A 17,230-nucleotide genomic window follows, 5' to 3' on the forward strand; every position below is an offset into this window, starting at 1 on the left:
CGACAGGGACCATCTGCCCACTCGACACCGAATTTCTACCCCGTCGACGGCCGCCGCGCCGGGTCACCCCACCCGGTCCCAGCCCCGCCGCGGCCGGTGGGCGCCCAGCTGGGCGTCCTCGCGGCTGCGGTAGACGATGTAGGGGCGGGTCAGGTAGCCCAGCGGCGCGCTGAAGACGTGGACCAGCCGGGTGAACGGCCACAGCGCGAAGAGCAGCATCGCCACCAGGCCGTGGGCCTGGAACCCGATCGGCGCCTCCGCCATCAGCTCGGGGTGCGGGTCGAACCGGAAGATGCCGCGGAACCACACCGACACCGAGTCGCGGTAGTCGAAGTGGTCGAGGATGTTGGAGGCGACCGTGTTCCACAGGCCGAGCAGGATGACCACGGCGAGGAAGACGTACATCACCTTGTCCATCGCCGTGGTCGCGGAGAACACCGGCCCGACCGTGCGGCGCCGGTAGATGAGGATGGCCATCCCGACGACGGTCCCGAACCCGGCGAGCGCCCCGAGGGAGACCGCGAGGAAGTGGTAGATCTCCTCAGAGATCCCGACCGCCTCGGTCCACGACTTCGGCACCCCCAGCCCCATGACGTGGCCGAGGAACACGAAGAGGATGCCGAAGTGGAACAGCGGGCTGCCCCACCGCAGCAGCCGGTCCTCGTAGAGCTGCGAGGACCGGGTGGTCCAGCCGAACTTGTCGTAGCGGTAGCGCCAGTAGTGACCGACGACGAAGGCGGTCAGGCAGACGTAGGGCACGACGACCCAGAGGAAGGTGTCCATCAGCGCGCTCCGGGGAAGCTCGGCGTCGGCAGCAGCACCGGCCCGTCCGGTGCCGCCGCCGGTGCGGCGGCACCGGGGTCGAAGGCCGGCGTGTCGTAGGGCGTCATCCCGACCTCCTCCTCGGGTGGTCCCTCGGCGGCGAGCCGGCGTACGGCGGCCCACTCGTCGTCGCCGAGGGGCGGCAGCGTCGCCGACACCGCGGTCACGGCGCCCGCCCACGGCGACCCGGCCTCGCCGAGCGAGAGCCGGAGGAGCTCCAGGCCGGCGCGGTGGTCGAGCAGCAGCCGCCGGCCGCGCTCCTGGTCGATGGTGGCGGCGAACTCGAGCACGACGCACAGGTGGTCGGGCAGCTCGCTGTCGTCGGGCACGAACCCGCTCTCGAGGTAGGTCTGGCGGAACCGCAGCAGCGCGACGCCGCGCTTGCGGGTGTCGCCGTGCGCGAAGTAGGTGAGGAACAGGTTGTGCCGCCGTCGGGTGTCGAACGTCTCGACGTACTCCTCCCACAGCGCCTCCGGGGCCGTGGTGGCGAGGTGGTCGAGGGTGGCCGACAACGGCCCCGCGATGGCCGGCGGCAGCTCCGCGACGACGCGGCGCACGACCGGCAGGTTCGCCAGCAGGTCGTCGTCGGGGTAGCCGAGCAGGAGCGAGGCGGCCTGCCAGGTCCAGCCGAGCCGCTCGCGGTCGAGGCCGCCGGTACGCCGGCGCAGCGGGTTCACGGCTCCTCCGTCCCGCCGGTGCGCCGGTCGGCGACGTTGTCGCCCGATCCCTCGCCGATCGGCCCGGCCTGGGTCTCGGCCTCGCTGCCGAGGACGCCGGTGCCGCCGGTGAGTCCCGCGGCCGGCCGGTCGCCGGTCGCGTCGGGGCGCGGTGGGAACAGGCCGGTCGGGGAGCCCTTGCCGTCCCAGTTGAGCAGGTTGACCCGCTGTCCCTTGTCGGGCGGGGCGGCGAGCGTGTCGGAGGTCTGCCGGTCCTGGAGCATCTGGAAGTTCTCCACCGCGATCGGGCTGACGCCGCCCGAGCCCTCGCCGAACGGCCCCCAGCCGCCCATGCCCGGCCCGCCGTCGTAGTCGAGCGAGCACTCGGTCGCCAGCTCCTCGAGCGAGTGCGCCTGCTCGGCGTGGGCGGGCGGGATCACGTAGCGCTCGTCGTACTTCGCCAGGGCGAGCAGCCGGTACATGTCGTACATCTGCTCCTCGCTCATCCCGACCGACGCGGGGATCTCGCCGTTCGGCTCGCGGCCCAGGTTGATGTCGCGCATGTAGGAGCGCATGGCGGCGAGCTTGCGGAGCACGCCGTCGACCGGGGCGACGTCACCGGCGGTGAACAGCTCGGCGAGGTACTCGATGGGGATCCGCAGGGCGTCGATCGCTGCGAACAGGTTGTGCGGGTCCTCCGCGTCCTCGCCGGTGTCGCGCACCACGTCGACGACCGGCGACAGCGGCGGGATGTACCAGACCATCGGCATCGTGCGGTACTCCGGGTGGAGCGGCAGCGCGACCTTGAACTCGTTGATGAGCGCGTGGATCGGCGAGCGCTGCGCGGCCTCGACCCAGTCGTGCGGGATCCCGGCCTGCTCGGCGGCGCGCTGCACCTCGGGGTCGTGCGGGTCGAGGAAGACCTGCCGCTGCGCCTCGTAGAGGCCCTTCTCGTCGGGGTGGGACGCCGCCTCCAGCACCCGGTCGGCGTCGTAGAGCACCAGCCCGATGTAGCGCAGCCGGCCCACGCACGTCTCCGAGCACACGGTGGGCATCCCGACCTCGATCCGGGGGAAGCAGAACGTGCACTTCTCGGCCTTGCCGGTGCGGTGGTTGAAGTAGACCTTCTTGTAGGGGCAGCCGGTGACGCACATCCGCCAGCCGCGGCAGCGGTCCTGGTCGACGAGCACGATCCCGTCCTCGGACCGCTTGTAGATCGCCCCGCTCGGGCAGCTCGCCGCGCACGAGGGGTTGAGGCAGTGCTCGCAGATCCGCGGCAGGTAGAACATGAAGGTCTCCTCGAAGGAGCGCTTCACGTCCGCGGACACCTTCTGGAGCACCGGGTCGTTGTCGTACGACGCGCGCGACCCGCCGAGGTTGTCGTCCCAGTTGGCCGACCACTCGATCTTCATGTCCTTGCCCGACAGCAGCGACTTCGGCCGCGCGACCGGCGTGTGCTCCTGCGCGGGGGCGTCGGTGAGCGTGGCGTAGTCGTAGGTCCACGGCTCGTAGTAGTCCTGGATGGAGGGCATCTTCGGGTTGGAGAAGATGGTGGCGAGCTTGCGCAGCCGGCCGCCGGCCTTGAGCTTGAGGCGGCCGCGCCCGTTGAGCTCCCAGCCGCCCTTCCACTCCTCCTGGTCCTCGTAGGTGCGGGGGTAGCCCTGCCCGGGCCGGGTCTCGACGTTGTTGAACCAGACGTACTCGGTGCCGCTGCGGTTGGTCCACGCCTGCTTGCAGGTCACCGAGCAGGTGTGGCAGCCGATGCACTTGTCGAGGTTCATCACCATCGCCATCTGGGCCATCACGCGCATCAGTACGTCACCTCCTGCGACCGCTTGCGGATCACGGTCACCTCGTCGCGCTGGTTGCCGGTCGGACCGAGGTAGTTGAAGGCGAACGCCAGCTGGGCGTAGCCGCCGACCAGGTGGGTCGGCTTGATCAGCAGCCGCGTGAGCGAGTTGTGGATGCCGCCGCGCTTGCCGGCGGTCTCCGAGATCGGCACGTCGATCAGCCGGTCCTGGGCGTGGTGCATGTAGACGGTGCCCTCGGGCATCCGGTGCGACACGATCGCGCGGGCGACGACGACGCCGTTGCGGTTGACGGCCTCGATCCAGTCGTTGTCCTGCACGCCGACCTTCGCCGCGTCCTGCTCGCTCATCCAGATCGTCTGCCCGCCGCGGGAGAGCGAAAGCATGAACAGGTTGTCCTGGTACTCCGAGTGGATCGACCACTTGTTGTGCGGCGTGAGGTAGCGGACGGTCACCCCCAGCTCGCCGACGTCGCCCACGCCCGGCTCGGCGAACAGCGCTCCCATGTTGAGCGGTGGTCGGTACACGGGCAGGCTCTCTCCGAGCTCGGCCATCCAGTCGTGGTCGAGGTAGAACGTCTGCCGGCCGGTGAGGGTGTGCCAGGGCTTGAGCCGCTCGACGTTGATGGTGAACGGGCTGTAGCGGCGGCCACCGCTCTCCGAGCCCGACCACTCGGGTGAGGTGATCACCGGTGTCGGCGCGGACTGCGTGTCGGCGAAGGTGATCTGCTTGCCCTCGTGCTCGGCGGCGAGGTCGTGGAGCCGGGTGCCGGTGCGCTTCTCGAGGGTCTTGAAGCCCTGCGTCGCGAGGTGCCCGTTGGTGGTGCCGGAGAGGGCGAGGATCGCCTCGCAGGCGTGGACGTCGCGGCGCAAGGAGGGACGGCCGTCCGCGGCGCCGCCGCGCACCGGCCCGTTCTTGGCCCGCAGGTAGTCGACCGAGGCACGCACGTCGTAGGTGATGCCCTTGGTGGTGGTGCCGAGCTTGTCCAGCAGCGGCCCCAGCGCGGCCATCTTGTCGGCCACGGCGCCGTAGTCGCGCTCGACCTCGACCAGCTTGGGCATCGTGACGCCGGGCACCGGGTCGCACTCGCCGGCCGCCCAGTCGCGCACCGCGCCGTGCGGCGTGGCCATCGCGTCGGGGGTGTCGTGCAGCAGCGGCACCGCGACGACGTCCTTGCGGACCCCGAGGTGGGTCGCGGCCAGCGCGCTGAACTTCCGGGCGATCTCCTGCCAGGCGTCCCAGTCGGTGCGGGTCTGCCAGGGCGGTGCGATGGCGGGGTTGAACGAGTGCACGTAGGGGTGCATGTCGGTGGTGTTGAGGTCGTGCTTCTCGTACCAGGTGGCCGCCGGGAGCACGACGTCGGAGAACACCGTGGTGCTGGTCTGGCGGAAGTCGAGGGTGAGCAGCAAGTCGAGCTTGCCCTCCGGCGCCTCGTCGTGCCAGACGACGTCGCGCGGCCGGGCGCCCTCCGGCGCCTCGGTGGCGCGCAGCGAGGAGTCGGCGCCCAGCAGGTGCTTGAGGAAGTACTCGTTGCCCTTCGCCGACGACCCGAGGAGGTTCGCCCGCCAGATGGCCAGGACGCGGGGGAAGTTCTCGGGGGCGTCCGGGTCCTCGCAGGCGAACCGCAGGTCGCCGGCGGCGAGCCGGTCGACGACGTGCTCGGCGACCGGTCGTCCGGCGGCCGCCGCCTCGTCGGCGAGGTCGAGCGGGTTGCGGTCGAACGTCGGGTACGACGGCATCCACCCCAGTCGTGCGCTCTGCGCGATCACGTCGGCGGTCGCCTTGCCGGCGAGCTGGCCGTGGCCGGTGCGCGCGGAGAGCGTGTCGGCGCCGAAGTGGTCGTAGCGGAACTGGTCGGTGTGCAGGTACCAGTAGGCGGTCTGGATCATCTGGCGCGGCGGCCGCGACCAGTCGAGCGCGGACGCCAGCTGGGCCCACCCGGTGACCGGCCGGCACTTCTCCTGGCCGACGTAGTGCGCCCACCCGCCGCCGTTGACGCCCTGGCACCCGGTGAGGGTGGTCAGGGTGAGGAACCCGCGGTAGATCGTGTCGGAGTGGAACCAGTGGTTGGTGCCGGCGCCCATGATGATCATCGACCGCCCCCGCGACTCCTCGGCGTTGGTCGCGAACTCGCGGGCGATCCGGGCGGCGGCCTCGGCCGGGACGCCGGTGATCGCCTCCTGCCACGCGGGGGTGTAGGGCGCGGAGGCGTCGTCGTACGACGCCGGCCACTCCCCCGGCAGCCCGGGCCGCCCGACGCCGTACTGCGCGAGCATCAGGTCGAGCACCGTCGTCACGACCCGGTCGCCGATCCTGCGCACCGGCACCCCCCGCGGCAGGTCGGCCGCGGTGCCGTCGGGGTTGTCGAAGCGCGGGAGGTGCACCAGCCCGGTGTCACTTGTGCCGTCGATGCCGCCGGTGCCGTCGAGCATGCTGAGCGCCGGCTCCACGTCGCCGAGGTCGAGGTTCCAGCGGCCGGCGTCGGCGTCGCCGAACCGGTGGCCGAGCGCGCCGTTGGGGACGACCGGCCGACCGGTCCGTGCGTCCCACACCACGGTCTTGAAGGCCGCGTTGGCCTCGCCCGCGGCGTCCGGGAGGTCGGCGGCGGTCAGGAACTTCCCCGGGCGGTACGCCGTCGGCCCACCCGCGTCGGCGGCCACCGGCTCCAGCGTCACCAGGTGCGGCAGGTCGGTGTACTTCTTCACGTACTCGTCGAAGTACGGCGTGGTGCGGTCGACGAAGAACTCCTTCAGCACCACGTGGCCCATCGCCATCGCGAGCGCGCCGTCGGTGCCGGGGTGCGGGGCCAGCCACTCGTCGGCGAACTTGACGTTGTCGGCGTAGTCCGGGGCGACCGCCACCACCTTCTGGCCGCGGTAGCGCGCCTCCGCCATCCAGTGCGCGTCGGGCGTCCGGGTGACCGGCAGGTTCGACCCCCACATGACGAGGTAGCCGGCGTCCCACCAGTCGCCGGACTCCGGCACGTCGGTCTGGTCGCCGAACACCTGGGGCGAGGCGACGGGGAGGTCGGCGTACCAGTCGTAGAACGACAGCATCGAGCCGCCGACCAGCGACGTGAACCGGGCACCCGAGGCGTGGGAGACCATCGACATGGCGGGGATCGGCGAGAACCCGGCCACCCGGTCCGGTCCCCACTTGCGGATGGTGTGCACGTAGGCGGCCGCGACCATCTCGGTCGCCTCGTCCCACGTGGCGCGGACCAGCCCGCCCTTGCCGCGCGCCGACTTGTAGGCGCGGGCGCGCCGCGGGTCGTCGACGACGTGCGCCCAGGCCTTCACCGGGTCGCCGCCGTGCTGCTTCTTGGCCTCGCGGTACATCTGCAGCAGCACGCCGCGGACGTAGGGGTAGCGGATCCGCGTCGGTGAGTAGGTGTACCAGGAGAAGGCGGCTCCGCGCGGGCAGCCCCGGGGCTCGTACTCCGGCCGGTCCGGGCCGACCGACGGGTAGTCGGTCTGCTGGGTCTCCCAGGTGATGATCCCGTCCTTGACGTAGACCTTCCACGAGCAGGAGCCGGTGCAGTTCACCCCGTGGGTGGACCGCACCACCTTGTCGTGGCTCCACCGGTCGCGGTAGAAGTCGTCGGCCTGCCGGCCGCCCTTCTTCGTCAGCGAGCGCAGGTCGGGCGACACCTCGCCGCGGGTGAAGTAGCGGCGGGTGCGGACCAGGGCCTCGCTCAGCGAGCCGTCGAGTCCGGGGGTGGTCATGCGGCGGTCCTCTCCTGGGCGGTGCGGCGGACGATCGTCGTCGTGAGGATCAACGCGAGGGCGGCGGTGGCCGCGAGCAGCCACAGGCCGATGGCGTAGGAGTCGGTGCGGCCGTAGACGTAGCCCATGATCAGCGGCGGAACGAAGCCGCCCAGCCCGCCGGCGGCGCCCACCAGCCCGGTGATGCCGCCGACCCGCGACGGCTCGCTGACCTGGGCGATGAGAGCGAAGACCGCGCCGCTGCCCGACCCGAGGGCGGCCGCCATGGCGAGGAAGGCGACCGTGCCGATGCCGTCGAGCGGCGGCGTCCCGGCCGAGATCGCGGCACAGACCGTGACGACGGCGAACCCGGCCGTCAGCACCGGGATCGCGCCGACGCGGTCGGACAACCAGCCGCCCACGGGCCGCATCAGCACCGCGACGACGACGAAGCCCGCCATCCGGTTCGACGCGTCGGCGGCGGACAGGTCGTGGGCCGTCTTGAGGTAGGCGGGCAGGTAGACGGAGAACGCGACGTAGCCGCCGAACGCCACGGCGTAGAGCACGCACGCCTGCCAGGTGATCGGCAGCCGGCTGGTCGCCACCAGCCGGCTCCCCAGCGAGGTGGTCGGCACCGTCCGGCCCGGTGCGTCGCGCAGCACCAGCCAGGCGAGCACGGCGTAGCCGGTGAGCACCGCCGCGGTGATGAGGAACGGCGCCCGGTGGCCGAGGCCGTCGTAGAGCTTCACCGTGGTGAGGGCGCTGATCGCCGTGCCGCCCATCCCGGCGCCGAACACGCCGACGGCCAGCCCCCGCTTGGCCGGGGGGAACCAGGCGTTGACGAACGGCACGCCCACGGCGAACGCGGTGCCGCCGATGCCGAGGAAGAACCCGCCGACGAGGAGCAGGGCGTAGGAGTCGAGGGCGAAGAACGCGACGAACAGGACCGGCACCACCGTCGCGGCCGACACCAGCGGGAACATCACCCGGCCGCCGTACCGGTCGGTCAGGGCGCCGACCACGATCCGGCCGAGCGATCCGACGATGACCGGGACCGCCACCATCAGGGAGACGTCGCCCTCGCTCAGCTCACCGAGCGTGCCCTCGTCGCGGAACAGCGGGCCCAGCGGGCTGAGCAGCGCCCACGCCCAGAAGTTGACCGCGAACCCCAGTGTCGCGACCGCCAGCATCACCCATGCCCGGCCGTCCACCGCCTCGGCCCGGCTGCCGCTCACGCCTGCTGGTGCCGTCATCCGACCTCCTGCGAGTGTGACCCGTCACGTCGCTCTTGGTCCGCCCACCATGGCACAGACCGCATGGCCCGCGCGACGGACACGGCGGGCCGCTCGCTCGGAACCGGGCTCCCCGGTGCGGCTACGACGACCCGCCCTGGGCGGCACCCGGCTGCGAGGCCGGCCCGGCGTCCGGGTCCTCCTGCTCGGCCGCCTCGGTCTCCTCGGCGGCCCCGGTCGGCTCCGACGCCGGTCCGGCGTCGGGGTCGGTGTGCTCCGGGTCGTCGGCGTGCTCGGGATCGGGGATCGTGCCGTCCATGGCCCCCTGGTACCCATCCGCACGGTTCTATGCCCCCGGCCCGGGTGCCGGGTCAGTGCCGGGGCACCAGCCGCGGTCCCACGACCGAGCCCACCATCCCCCGACCCGGCGGCAGGACCACCCGGTAGGTGCGGCCGAGGTGGGCGCGCGGAACGTGCGCGGTGACCGTGCCCCCGCCGTGACACCCGGGCCCGGAGGTAGGGCCGCCACCTCCCGTCCCGCTCCACCTGGTAGCGGACCTGCAGTCCGCGGATGCTCGCAGCCGGACGCACCCGGACCCGGACGTCCGCGCCCCGCCCGGCCTTCGAGACCCGGACGGTCGCCTGCCGCCGCACCGAGATCCGCACCGGGGCGGAGGTCGACCCGTACCACCGGTCGTTGGCGTACGACGTGCCGCCGGGGTAGCTGATCCGGAACCAGCCGGAGCGCTCGACGATCCCGGCGCCCTCCCACCAGACCTGGTGGTGCCGGAAGACCGTGCGCCAGCTCCTGCCGCGGTCGCGGGAGACCTGGATGCGCGGCTCCCCGGGCCGGATGATCCCCTCGACCGGGTCCGTGCCGCCCGTGCACCGGGCGACGACCTCACCGACCAGCGCGGCATAGCCGCCGTGGGCGATGGTCATCGACCGCGGCATCGGGCGCCACGGCGTGTTCGGCGCCGGCCGGGTGACCGTCCAGCGCGCGGTCGTCGTGCAGGTCGCGTCGGTCGCGGCGGAGGGCGCGGCGGCGACGCCGGTCACCCCGGCGGCCACCACCACGAGGACGCAGCAACGGGCAACGGCGGCACGCAGGATCCTCATCCAGGTCCTTCTCGACGGGCAGCGCGGTGCGCTGCGGTGGAGGGAGCACCGCGATCCTGCCCGACGCGGCTGCGCCGCGAAACGTCCCGGGAACGGCACAGGGCCCCTGCCGGAGCAGGGGCCCTGTGGTTGTCGCTCGGACGAGCGGGGTGGATCAGAAGTCCATTCTCGACGGACTTCTTCACTCCGGCCGGAGCCTCACGGTCCGCAGCAGCGCTGCGGACCGATCCGGCCTCCGATCAGAAGTCCATGCCGCCCATGCCACCGTCGCCGCCCGGCATCGCCGGGGCAGCCTTCTCGGGCTTGTCGGCGACGACGGCCTCGGTGGTGAGGAAGAGCGCCGCGATGGAGGCGGCGTTCTGCAGCGCGGAGCGGGTCACCTTGGCGGGGTCGATGATCCCCTCGGAGATCATGTCGACGTACTCGCCGGTGGCGGCGTTGAGACCGTGACCGGCCTCGAGACCGCGCACCTTCTCCGCCACGACGCCGCCCTCGAGGCCGGCGTTGACCGCGATCTGCTTGAGCGGCGCCTCGGTGGCGGCGCGCACGATCTGCGCACCGGTCGCCTCGTCACCCTCGAGCTCGAGCTTGCCGAACGCCTGCTCGGCGGCCTGCAGCAGGGCGACGCCGCCACCGGCGACGATGCCCTCCTCGACGGCGGCCTTCGCGTTGCGGACGGCGTCCTCGATGCGGTGCTTGCGCTCCTTCAGCTCGACCTCGGTGGCCGCGCCGACCTTGATGACGGCGACGCCGCCGGCCAGCTTGGCGAGCCGCTCCTGCAGCTTCTCGCGGTCGTAGTCGGAGTCGGAGTTCTCGATCTCGGTGCGGATCTGGTTGACCCGGCCCTCGATCTGGGCGGAGTCGCCCGCGCCCTCGACGATCGTGGTTTCGTCCTTGGTGATCACGACCTTGCGCGCCTGGCCGAGCAGCTCGACGCCGGCGGACTCGAGCTTGAGGCCGACCTCCTCGGAGATGACCTGGCCACCGGTCAGGATCGCGATGTCCTGCAGCATGGCCTTGCGGCGGTCACCGAAGCCGGGCGCCTTGACCGCGACGGACTTGAAGGTGCCGCGGATCTTGTTGACGACCAGGGTCGACAGCGCCTCGCCGTCGACGTCCTCGGCGATGATGACCAGCGGCTTGCCGGTCTGCATGACCTTCTCGAGCAGCGGCAGCAGGTCCTTGACGCTGGAGACCTTGGAGTTGACGACGAGGATGTAGGGGTCCTCGAGGACGGTCTCCATGCGCTCCGGGTCGGTGACGAAGTACGCCGAGATGTAGCCCTTGTCGAAGCGCATGCCCTCGGTGAGCTCCAGGTCGAGGCCGAACGTGTTCGACTCCTCGACCGTGATCACGCCCTCCTTGCCGACCTTGTCCATCGCCTCGGCGATGATCTCGCCGACGGTCGGGTCGGCGGCGGAGATGGACGCGGTGGAGGCGATCTGCTCCTTGGTCTCGATCTCCTTGGCCATGCCGAGCAGCTGCTCGGCCACGGCGTCGACGGCGGCCTCGATGCCGCGCTTGAGGCCCATCGGGTTGGCACCCGCGGCCACGTTGCGCAGACCCTCGCGGACCATCGCCTGGGCGAGGACGGTCGCCGTCGTCGTGCCGTCACCGGCGACGTCGTCGGTCTTCTTGGCGACCTCCTTGACCAGCTCGGCGCCGATCTTCTCGTAGGCGTCCTCGAGCTCGATCTCCTTGGCGATGGAGACACCGTCGTTGGTGATCGTGGGAGCGCCCCACTTCTTCTCCAGCACGACGTTGCGGCCCTTGGGGCCGAGGGTGACCTTGACGGCGTCGGCGAGGGTGTTCATCCCTCGCTCGAGACCGCGCCGGGCCTCCTCGTTGAAAGCAATCAGCTTCGGCATAACTCCTGCGATCCTTCGCATCTGAGTTCGTGGGCAGCCCGGTTCGTCGCCCGCGACGGACGGCCAGTCCGAGCCGGCGGACCCTTCCCGCCGTCGCTGCTGGCCTCGACTCCCCGGACCGGGGTGCGTTGTCACTCTCCAGGGGAGAGTGCCAATGCCATGTTTAGCACTCGACCCCTGCGAGTGCAAGGAGGAGGTACGGCGGCACGACCGGTATGCGGTCCACGGACCGGCCTACCGGGAGGCGAGGCGGTCGCGGACCATTGCCACGAACGGGCCGGCGATCCCGGGGTCGACGTCGAGGTAGAGCCCCGGCTCGATCAGCTCCACCTCGCTGACCACCCACCGGTCCTCGTGGCGCATCTGGTCGACCCGCGCGTAGGAGAGGTCGGCGCCGGTGATGCCGGCGGCGGCGCGCACGGCGTCCTCCGCCAGCCGCGCGCGGGGCGGGTCGAGCGGCACCGGTCGGCTGGAGCCGCCGTAGAGCTCGTGGACGCGGACCTCGTCGCCCGCCGCCGACCCCTGCCGCTGACCCTGCCACCGACTTGTCGACCTGGGCCACCGCCCGGCCGTCGATCACGAACACCGAGGACTCGCCGACCGTGCGCACCGACTCCACGACCGGCTGCACGACCCACGGACCGGCCGTGAGCCCCTCGAGCCGCGGGTCGTCGACCCCCTCGGCCACGACGACCCCGACGCCGCCCGCGCCGGTGCGCGGCTTGACCAGGACGCGGCCGCCCCAGCGGGCGAGGGCGGCCGTCAGCCCGGGCACGAGGTCGCTGTCGTCGAGCAGCTCGGTGGGCACGGTCGGCACCGGGAGCCGGCGCAGGTAGGCCTTGTCGGCGTTCCAGGCGAACACCTCGGCCCCGTTGAGCAGCTGGGTGTGCCGCTCGATCCCCCGCGCCCAGGCGAGGAAGTCGGACAGCCGGCGGTGGTAGTCCCAGGTGGACCGGACGGCCACCAGCTCCGCGGAGCCCCAGTCGACCGACGGGTCGTCCCAGCAGGCCCAGCGGGCGTCGACGCCGTGGTCGGCGAGCGCCGCCACGAGCGCGGCGCCGCCGCTCTCACCCTCGGGCAGCAGGTTGAACGTCGCGAGCAGGACCGTCGGCACGAGGGCGACCCTAGAGGGGGAGTGCTAGTGGCGGCGTGGCTGCCCACCCTCCGCGACGAGCGTCACCGGCTCGTGCGTCACCGGGAAGCCGACGGATGCCGCGATGAAGCAGTTGGCGCTGGCCTCGCGGTGGATCGACCCGGCGAGCTCCACCTGCGCCGGGTCGGTGATCGTGACCCGCGGCCGGAGCACCACCGAGGTGAACCGACCGCCCTGGCCGACCTGGCTCATCGTCCCGACCGGCGTGTCCGCGTAGTCGACGACGACGATCCCGTGGTTGACCGCCGAGTGCAGGTAGGACAGCAGGTGGCACTGCGAGAGCGCGGCGACCAGCAGCTCCTCGGGGTTCCACCGCGACTCGTCGCCGCGGAACGGGACGTCGGCCGACCCGAGCAGGTCCGGCTTGCCGGCGGCCGTGACGAGCACGTCGCGACCGTAGTCGCGGTAGCCGCTGGTGCCGGTCCCGCGGTTGCCCTGCCAGGTGAGGCCCAGTGCGTAGTGGTGGTCCATGGCCCCAGCATCCCCTGGCACGAACCGCCGGGCGGCCCGCCCAGGGGGTCCGGGAGTGGTTTTCGTCACCGCTTCCCGTCTCGGGCGCCGATCGAGGGGTATCAGATTTTGTAACACTCCGGGGCGCCCCGCATGGTGGATCTCTCCGCCGAGCGGGCCCGGCCCGCCCATGCTCTCGGCGCCCCCCACGACCTCTCGGGAGGAACAATGCTGCGTCATGCCCTCGTGGCGGCCCTCGGCGCCGCCGCCCTCGCCGTCGGCGGCTCCGCCGCCGCCGTCCCCACCACCGCCGCACCGGCGGGCGACGGTCCCACCGACCGCCTCACCGAGCGCCTCGCGGACCGTGGTGGCTACTGGTACGACACGCCGCCGGACGGTCGCTACACCGCCGGGCCGCCGTACCGCTTCGTCACCTCGATCATGACCGACAACGTGGAGCCGATGAAGAACGCCGCGGTGATCGGACGGACCAAGCACGGCTACCGCTACATCAGCGGCCAGCAGCACAACCGGCTGCGGGTCACGATGACCGACAACGGGAAGATCCGGTTCGCCGACACGGGCACCCGGAAGCTCAAGCGGGTGGCCAAGGGCTGCAAGCGGGTGAAGGCGGGCAAGGGCGTGGCGGCTGTGTGCGCGATGCCGTCCGCCACCCGGGCCCGCCCGGTGCTGCTCGAGGTGTGGCCGCGGCTGGGCAACGACCACGTCGACGGGTCGACGCTGCCGGCGACGATCGCCATGAGCGTGCTGGGCGACCGGGGCAACGAGAACGTGCGCTTCGGCCGGGGCCCCGACTTCTTCAACGGTTTCACCGGCGTCGACCGGGTGAGCGGCGGGGCGGGCAAGGACTGGATCCGGCTCGGCCAGGACCGCGACTTCGCCTACGGCGGCCCGGGCGCCGACCAGATCATCGGCACCGACGGCCGTGACCAGATCAAGGGTGGCGGCGGCGCCGACCGCCTCGACGGCAACAACCACGACGACCGCCTGGTCGGTGGCGCCGGCCGCGACCGGATCAACTGCGGCGCCCACCGCGACACCGCGATCGTCGAGCGCGGCGACCGTCGCACCCAGTGCGAGAACACCGTCCGGCGCTGACCCGGGACCGGCGATCGCCGCGGCGGGCTCAGCAGCCGCCGGCGACCGCCGGGATCACCGAGATCTGCGAGCCGTCGGGCGTCGGGGTCGCGAGGTCGTCGAGGAAGCGGACGTCGTCGTTGCCGACGTAGACGTTGACGAAGCGGCGCAGCCGCCCGTCCTCGTCGACGACCCGGCCCTTGATGCCGGCGAACCGGGCGTCCAGGTCGTCGAGCACGTCGGCGAGCGTGGCGCCGTCGGCGGTCACCTCCGACTCGCCGCCGGTGTAGGTGCGGAGGATGGTGGGGATGCGGACGCTGACAGCCATGGGGGTTTCCTTCGTGCGTTGCTTCGAGCTCGTGGCGGGTGAGGGTCAGGCGATGCCGGCGGCCTTGAAGGCGTCGTACGACGGCGCGATGGTCGCCGCCGCGCCGACCCGGCCCGACACGGCGTCGAGGGTCTTGAGCCCGTGGCCGGTGTTGATGACGACCGTCTCCTTCGCGGGGTCGAGCCGCCCGCTCTCGACCAGCTTCTTGGTGACGGCGAGCGTGGTGCCGCCGGCGGTCTCGGTGAAGATCCCCTCGGTGCGGGCGAGCAGGACGATGCCGGCGCGGATCTCGTCGTCGGTGACCTCCTCGACCGCGCCGCCGGTGCGCCGGGTGATGTCGAGGACGTAGATGCCGTCGGCGGGGTTGCCGATCGCGAGGCTCTTGGCGATCGTGTCGGGCTTGACCGGGCGGATCGCGTCGACGCCCGCCTTGAACGCGGTGGCGACCGGTCCGCACCCCTCGGCCTGCGCGCCGAACACCGTGTAGGGCTTGTCCTCCACGAGCCCGAGCCGGATCAGCTCCTGGAACGCCTTGTCGACCTTGGTCAGCTGGGAGCCGGACGCCACCGGGATCACGACCTGGTCGGGCAGCCGCCACCCGAGCTGCTCGGCGATCTCGTAGCCGAGGGTCTTGGAGCCCTCGGCGTAGTAGGGCCGGACGTTGACGTTGACGAACGCCCAGCCGTCCTCCTCGCCGGCGATCTCGGAGGCGAGCTTGTTGACGTCGTCGTAGTTGCCGTCGACGGCCACCAGGTTCTCGGTGAAGACCGCCGAGTTGACCTGCTTGGGCTGCTCGAGGTTGCTCGGGATGAAGACGACCGTCCTGATGCCGGCCCGGGCGCCGGCGGCCGCGACCGCGTTGGCGAGGTTGCCGGTGGACGGGCAGGCGAAGACCTTGGCGTCGAGCTCGCGGGCGGCGCTCAGGGCGCACGCGACGACGCGGTCCTTGAAGGAGTTGGTCGGGTTGGTGGAGTCGTCCTTGACCCACAGCCGGTCGATGCCGAGCTCGCGGGCCAGGTTGTCCGCCCGCAGCAGCCGGGTGAAGCCGGGCTCGGTGTTGGGGCTGGTCTCGATGTCGGTCGGCACCGGCAGCAGCGCCTTGTAGCGCCAGATGTTGCGGGGGCCGGCCTCGATCTGCTCGCGGGTGACCGCGGGGAACTCGTAGGCCACCTCCAGCGGCCCGAAGCACTCCGGACACGCGTAGAACGGGCCCAGCGCGACCCGGTGGCCGCACTCGCGACACGCCAGGGCGACGGCGTTGCCGAAGGCCCCCTCGCGGGGACCGGCCTGACCCGCCTGCCCCTCGGTGGTACCCGGCTCGGTGACGACAGCGCTCACAGGAATCCTCCTTCTCATCTGTCCCGTCACGTCCGTCGTGCGGGCCGGATTTGGCACCGTTTCCGCGTCTGCCGCCGTCGTCCCCGATCTCGGATCGGAGCGGCGGCAGGGAGCACGCGGCGGTTGCCGGGACTTCTCAGGGCCGTTCCCTCAGTCCCTCTGGATGAGCAGGCTCAACCTAACGGTTCGGTCCGCTCCGGGCCGAACCGGATCCCGACATCCGAGATCGCTGTCCGCCCACTGAGACGCCCGGCTCGGGCCACGGGGATCCTCCAGTGCATCCGTAGCGCCGTTGTCGAAACGCGGCGCGCTCGCGCGTCATCCCCGTGACAGACCCACCCGACAGCGGAAGGATCACACCATGAGCACCTACGTCGTCCTGCTCCCCGGTGACGAGAACGCCTGGGAGGCGGCCAGCGCGGAGGAGCGCGCAGCGATCTTCGCCAAGCACGACGAGTTCTCCCGGGCGCTCGCCGAGCGCGGGCACCAGGTGACCGGCGGGGCCGAGCTCACGCACTCGCGCACCACGCGGAAGGTGGCCCGCGCCGACGACGGCGCGGTCGTCGTCACCGACGGGCCCTACGCCGAGACGGTCGAGCAGCTCAGCGGCTTCTACGTCGTGGAGTCCGACGACCTCGACGACCTCGTCCAGGTCTGCGCGATCCTCGCCGAGCCCGGCAGCGCCGCGGTCGAGGTGCGGGCGGCGGTCGACCACGACGGCGACGGCGAGGCGTGACCTGACCGCGGCGCACGACGCGCTCGACCGGGCGCTGCGCGAGGAGTGGGGCCGGCTGCTGGCCCTGCTCGTCGCGCGGTTCCGGCGGCTCGACCTGGCCGAGGACGCCCTGGCCGACGCGTTCGAGGCGGCGGCGCGCAGCTGGCCGGGCGAGGGGGGGTGCCGGCCAACCCGGCGGCCTGGCTGCTGACGACCGCGCGCCGCCGGGTGCTCGACCGGCTGCGCCGCGAGCAGGTGCTCGCCCGGTCGATGCCGCTGCTCGAGGTCGAGGCCGGGCTCGCCGAGCGCGCGCAACGGGTGATGGCCGACGGCGGCGAGCCGCTCGTCGACGAGCGGCTGCGGCTGGTCCTGCTCTGCGCCCACCCGCGGCTGTCGCGCGAGGCGGCGGCCGCGCTGACCCTCCGGCTGGTGATGGGCGTCAGCACCGACGACGTCGCCCGGCTGTTCCTCCAGAGCACGCCGACGATGGCCGCGCGGCTCACCCGGGCCCGCAAGAAGCTGGCCGGCGAGCGGTTCGACCTGCCGTCCGGGGCCGAGCTGCACGCCCGGGCGGCGGTCGTCGCTGACGTCGCCTACCTCGCGTTCACCGCCGGCTACGCCCCAGGCTCCGGCGCCGACGTCCTGCGGGCCGACCTCGCCGGCGAGGCGGTCCGGCTGGTGCGCGTGCTCCGGTCGGTCCTCCCCTACGACGACCCCGAGCTCGACGCCCTGCTGGCGCTGGTGCTCCTCCAGCACGCGCGGCGCGACGCCCGCGTCCGGCGCCGCGGCGACGAGGTCTCGTTGGTGCTGCTGCCCGACCAGGACCGCGCGCTGTGGCGCCACGACGAGATCGCGGAGGCGCTCGGGCTGCTCACCCCGCTCGCCACCGCGCCCCCGGCGCCCTACCTCCTCCAGGCGCTGATCGCCGCCGAGCACGCG

14 protein-coding genes, 1 pseudogene and 1 riboswitch are annotated in these 17,230 nt (G+C 72.3%); of the genes and pseudogenes, 4 read left to right on the forward strand and 11 right to left on the reverse strand.

All coding sequences use genetic code 11. The annotated features are described in order from the left end of the window. Positions 1-63: 63 nt before the first annotated feature. The 6 genes from narI to MF408_RS04345 form a co-directional block, all read right to left on the reverse strand. The gene (gene narI / locus MF408_RS04320) at positions 64-783 is read right to left on the reverse strand and encodes a respiratory nitrate reductase subunit gamma (protein WP_240250387.1); all 720 of its coding nucleotides are present in this window, start codon (positions 781-783) and stop codon (positions 64-66) included. Next, entirely contained in the window at positions 783-1,499 is a 717-nt protein-coding gene (narJ, locus tag MF408_RS04325) for a nitrate reductase molybdenum cofactor assembly chaperone (protein WP_240250388.1), read from the reverse strand. The genes narI and narJ overlap by 1 nt, the downstream gene beginning before the upstream one ends. Next, the gene (gene narH / locus MF408_RS04330; protein WP_240250389.1) at positions 1,496-3,289 is read right to left on the reverse strand and encodes a nitrate reductase subunit beta; all 1,794 of its coding nucleotides are present in this window, start codon (positions 3,287-3,289) and stop codon (positions 1,496-1,498) included. Before narH ends, narJ begins: the two co-directional genes overlap by 4 nt. Continuing rightward, positions 3,289-7,011 (reverse strand): nitrate reductase subunit alpha, encoded by a 3,723-nt coding sequence (locus MF408_RS04335; RefSeq protein WP_240250390.1) that lies wholly within the window; start codon positions 7,009-7,011, stop codon positions 3,289-3,291. The genes narH and MF408_RS04335 overlap by 1 nt, the downstream gene beginning before the upstream one ends. Continuing rightward, complete coding sequence (locus tag MF408_RS04340) at positions 7,008-8,243, reverse strand: MFS transporter (protein ID WP_240250391.1); 1,236 nt, start codon at positions 8,241-8,243, stop codon at positions 7,008-7,010. The genes MF408_RS04335 and MF408_RS04340 overlap by 4 nt, the downstream gene beginning before the upstream one ends. Positions 8,244-8,364: 121 nt before the next feature. Next, a complete protein-coding gene (locus tag MF408_RS04345; protein WP_240250392.1) occupies positions 8,365-8,541 on the reverse strand; it encodes a hypothetical protein in 177 nt (58 codons plus the stop codon). 252 nt (positions 8,542-8,793) lie between these two features. Here MF408_RS04345 and MF408_RS04350 point away from each other — a divergent pair, with 252 nt between their 5' ends. Further along, positions 8,794-8,946, forward strand: a complete 153-nt coding sequence (locus tag MF408_RS04350) for a hypothetical protein (RefSeq protein WP_240250393.1) — start codon at positions 8,794-8,796, stop codon at positions 8,944-8,946. A 634-nt stretch (positions 8,947-9,580) separates the two neighbouring features. Here the strand turns inward: MF408_RS04350 and groL are convergent. From groL to MF408_RS04365, 3 genes are all read right to left on the reverse strand, one after another. Then, positions 9,581-11,209 (reverse strand): chaperonin GroEL, encoded by a 1,629-nt coding sequence (groL, locus tag MF408_RS04355; protein ID WP_240250394.1) that lies wholly within the window; start codon positions 11,207-11,209, stop codon positions 9,581-9,583. A 163-nt stretch (positions 11,210-11,372) separates the two neighbouring features. Continuing rightward, positions 11,373-12,323 carry a hypothetical protein gene (locus MF408_RS04360; RefSeq protein ID WP_240250395.1) on the reverse strand — a complete coding sequence of 317 codons (951 nt, stop codon included), beginning with the start codon at positions 12,321-12,323 and terminating at the stop codon, positions 11,373-11,375. Between the two features lie 24 nt (positions 12,324-12,347). Continuing rightward, the gene (locus MF408_RS04365) at positions 12,348-12,833 is read right to left on the reverse strand and encodes an OsmC family protein (RefSeq protein WP_240250396.1); all 486 of its coding nucleotides are present in this window, start codon (positions 12,831-12,833) and stop codon (positions 12,348-12,350) included. 132 nt (positions 12,834-12,965) lie between these two features. On the opposite strand from MF408_RS04365, the gene MF408_RS04370 reads away from it, so the two are divergent. Beyond that, entirely contained in the window at positions 12,966-13,931 is a 966-nt protein-coding gene (locus MF408_RS04370) for a calcium-binding protein (RefSeq protein WP_240250397.1), read from the forward strand. A 28-nt stretch (positions 13,932-13,959) separates the two neighbouring features. Here the strand turns inward: MF408_RS04370 and MF408_RS04375 are convergent, their stop codons facing one another. Together MF408_RS04375 and thrC are read right to left on the reverse strand one after the other, a co-directional pair. Next, complete coding sequence (locus tag MF408_RS04375; protein WP_240250398.1) at positions 13,960-14,238, reverse strand: MoaD/ThiS family protein; 279 nt, start codon at positions 14,236-14,238, stop codon at positions 13,960-13,962. Between the two features lie 45 nt (positions 14,239-14,283). Continuing rightward, a complete protein-coding gene (gene thrC, locus MF408_RS04380) occupies positions 14,284-15,486 on the reverse strand; it encodes a threonine synthase (RefSeq protein ID WP_345893911.1) in 1,203 nt (400 codons plus the stop codon). A 101-nt stretch (positions 15,487-15,587) separates the two neighbouring features. After that, a riboswitch (SAM riboswitch) is annotated at positions 15,588-15,746 on the reverse strand. A gap of 191 nt (positions 15,747-15,937) precedes the next feature. Between thrC and MF408_RS04385 the strand changes: the two genes are divergently transcribed. Beyond that, positions 15,938-16,312, forward strand: coding sequence for a YciI family protein (locus MF408_RS04385; protein WP_240250400.1), 375 nt, complete (start codon positions 15,938-15,940; stop codon positions 16,310-16,312). 300 nt (positions 16,313-16,612) lie between these two features. After that, positions 16,613-17,104: pseudogene (locus MF408_RS26570) on the forward strand (DUF6596 domain-containing protein); the annotation flags it as partial. Positions 17,105-17,230 lie beyond the last annotated feature (126 nt).

The organism is Nocardioides sp. TF02-7 (assembly GCF_022437945.1).
Lineage (GTDB): Bacteria > Actinomycetota > Actinomycetes > Propionibacteriales > Nocardioidaceae > Nocardioides.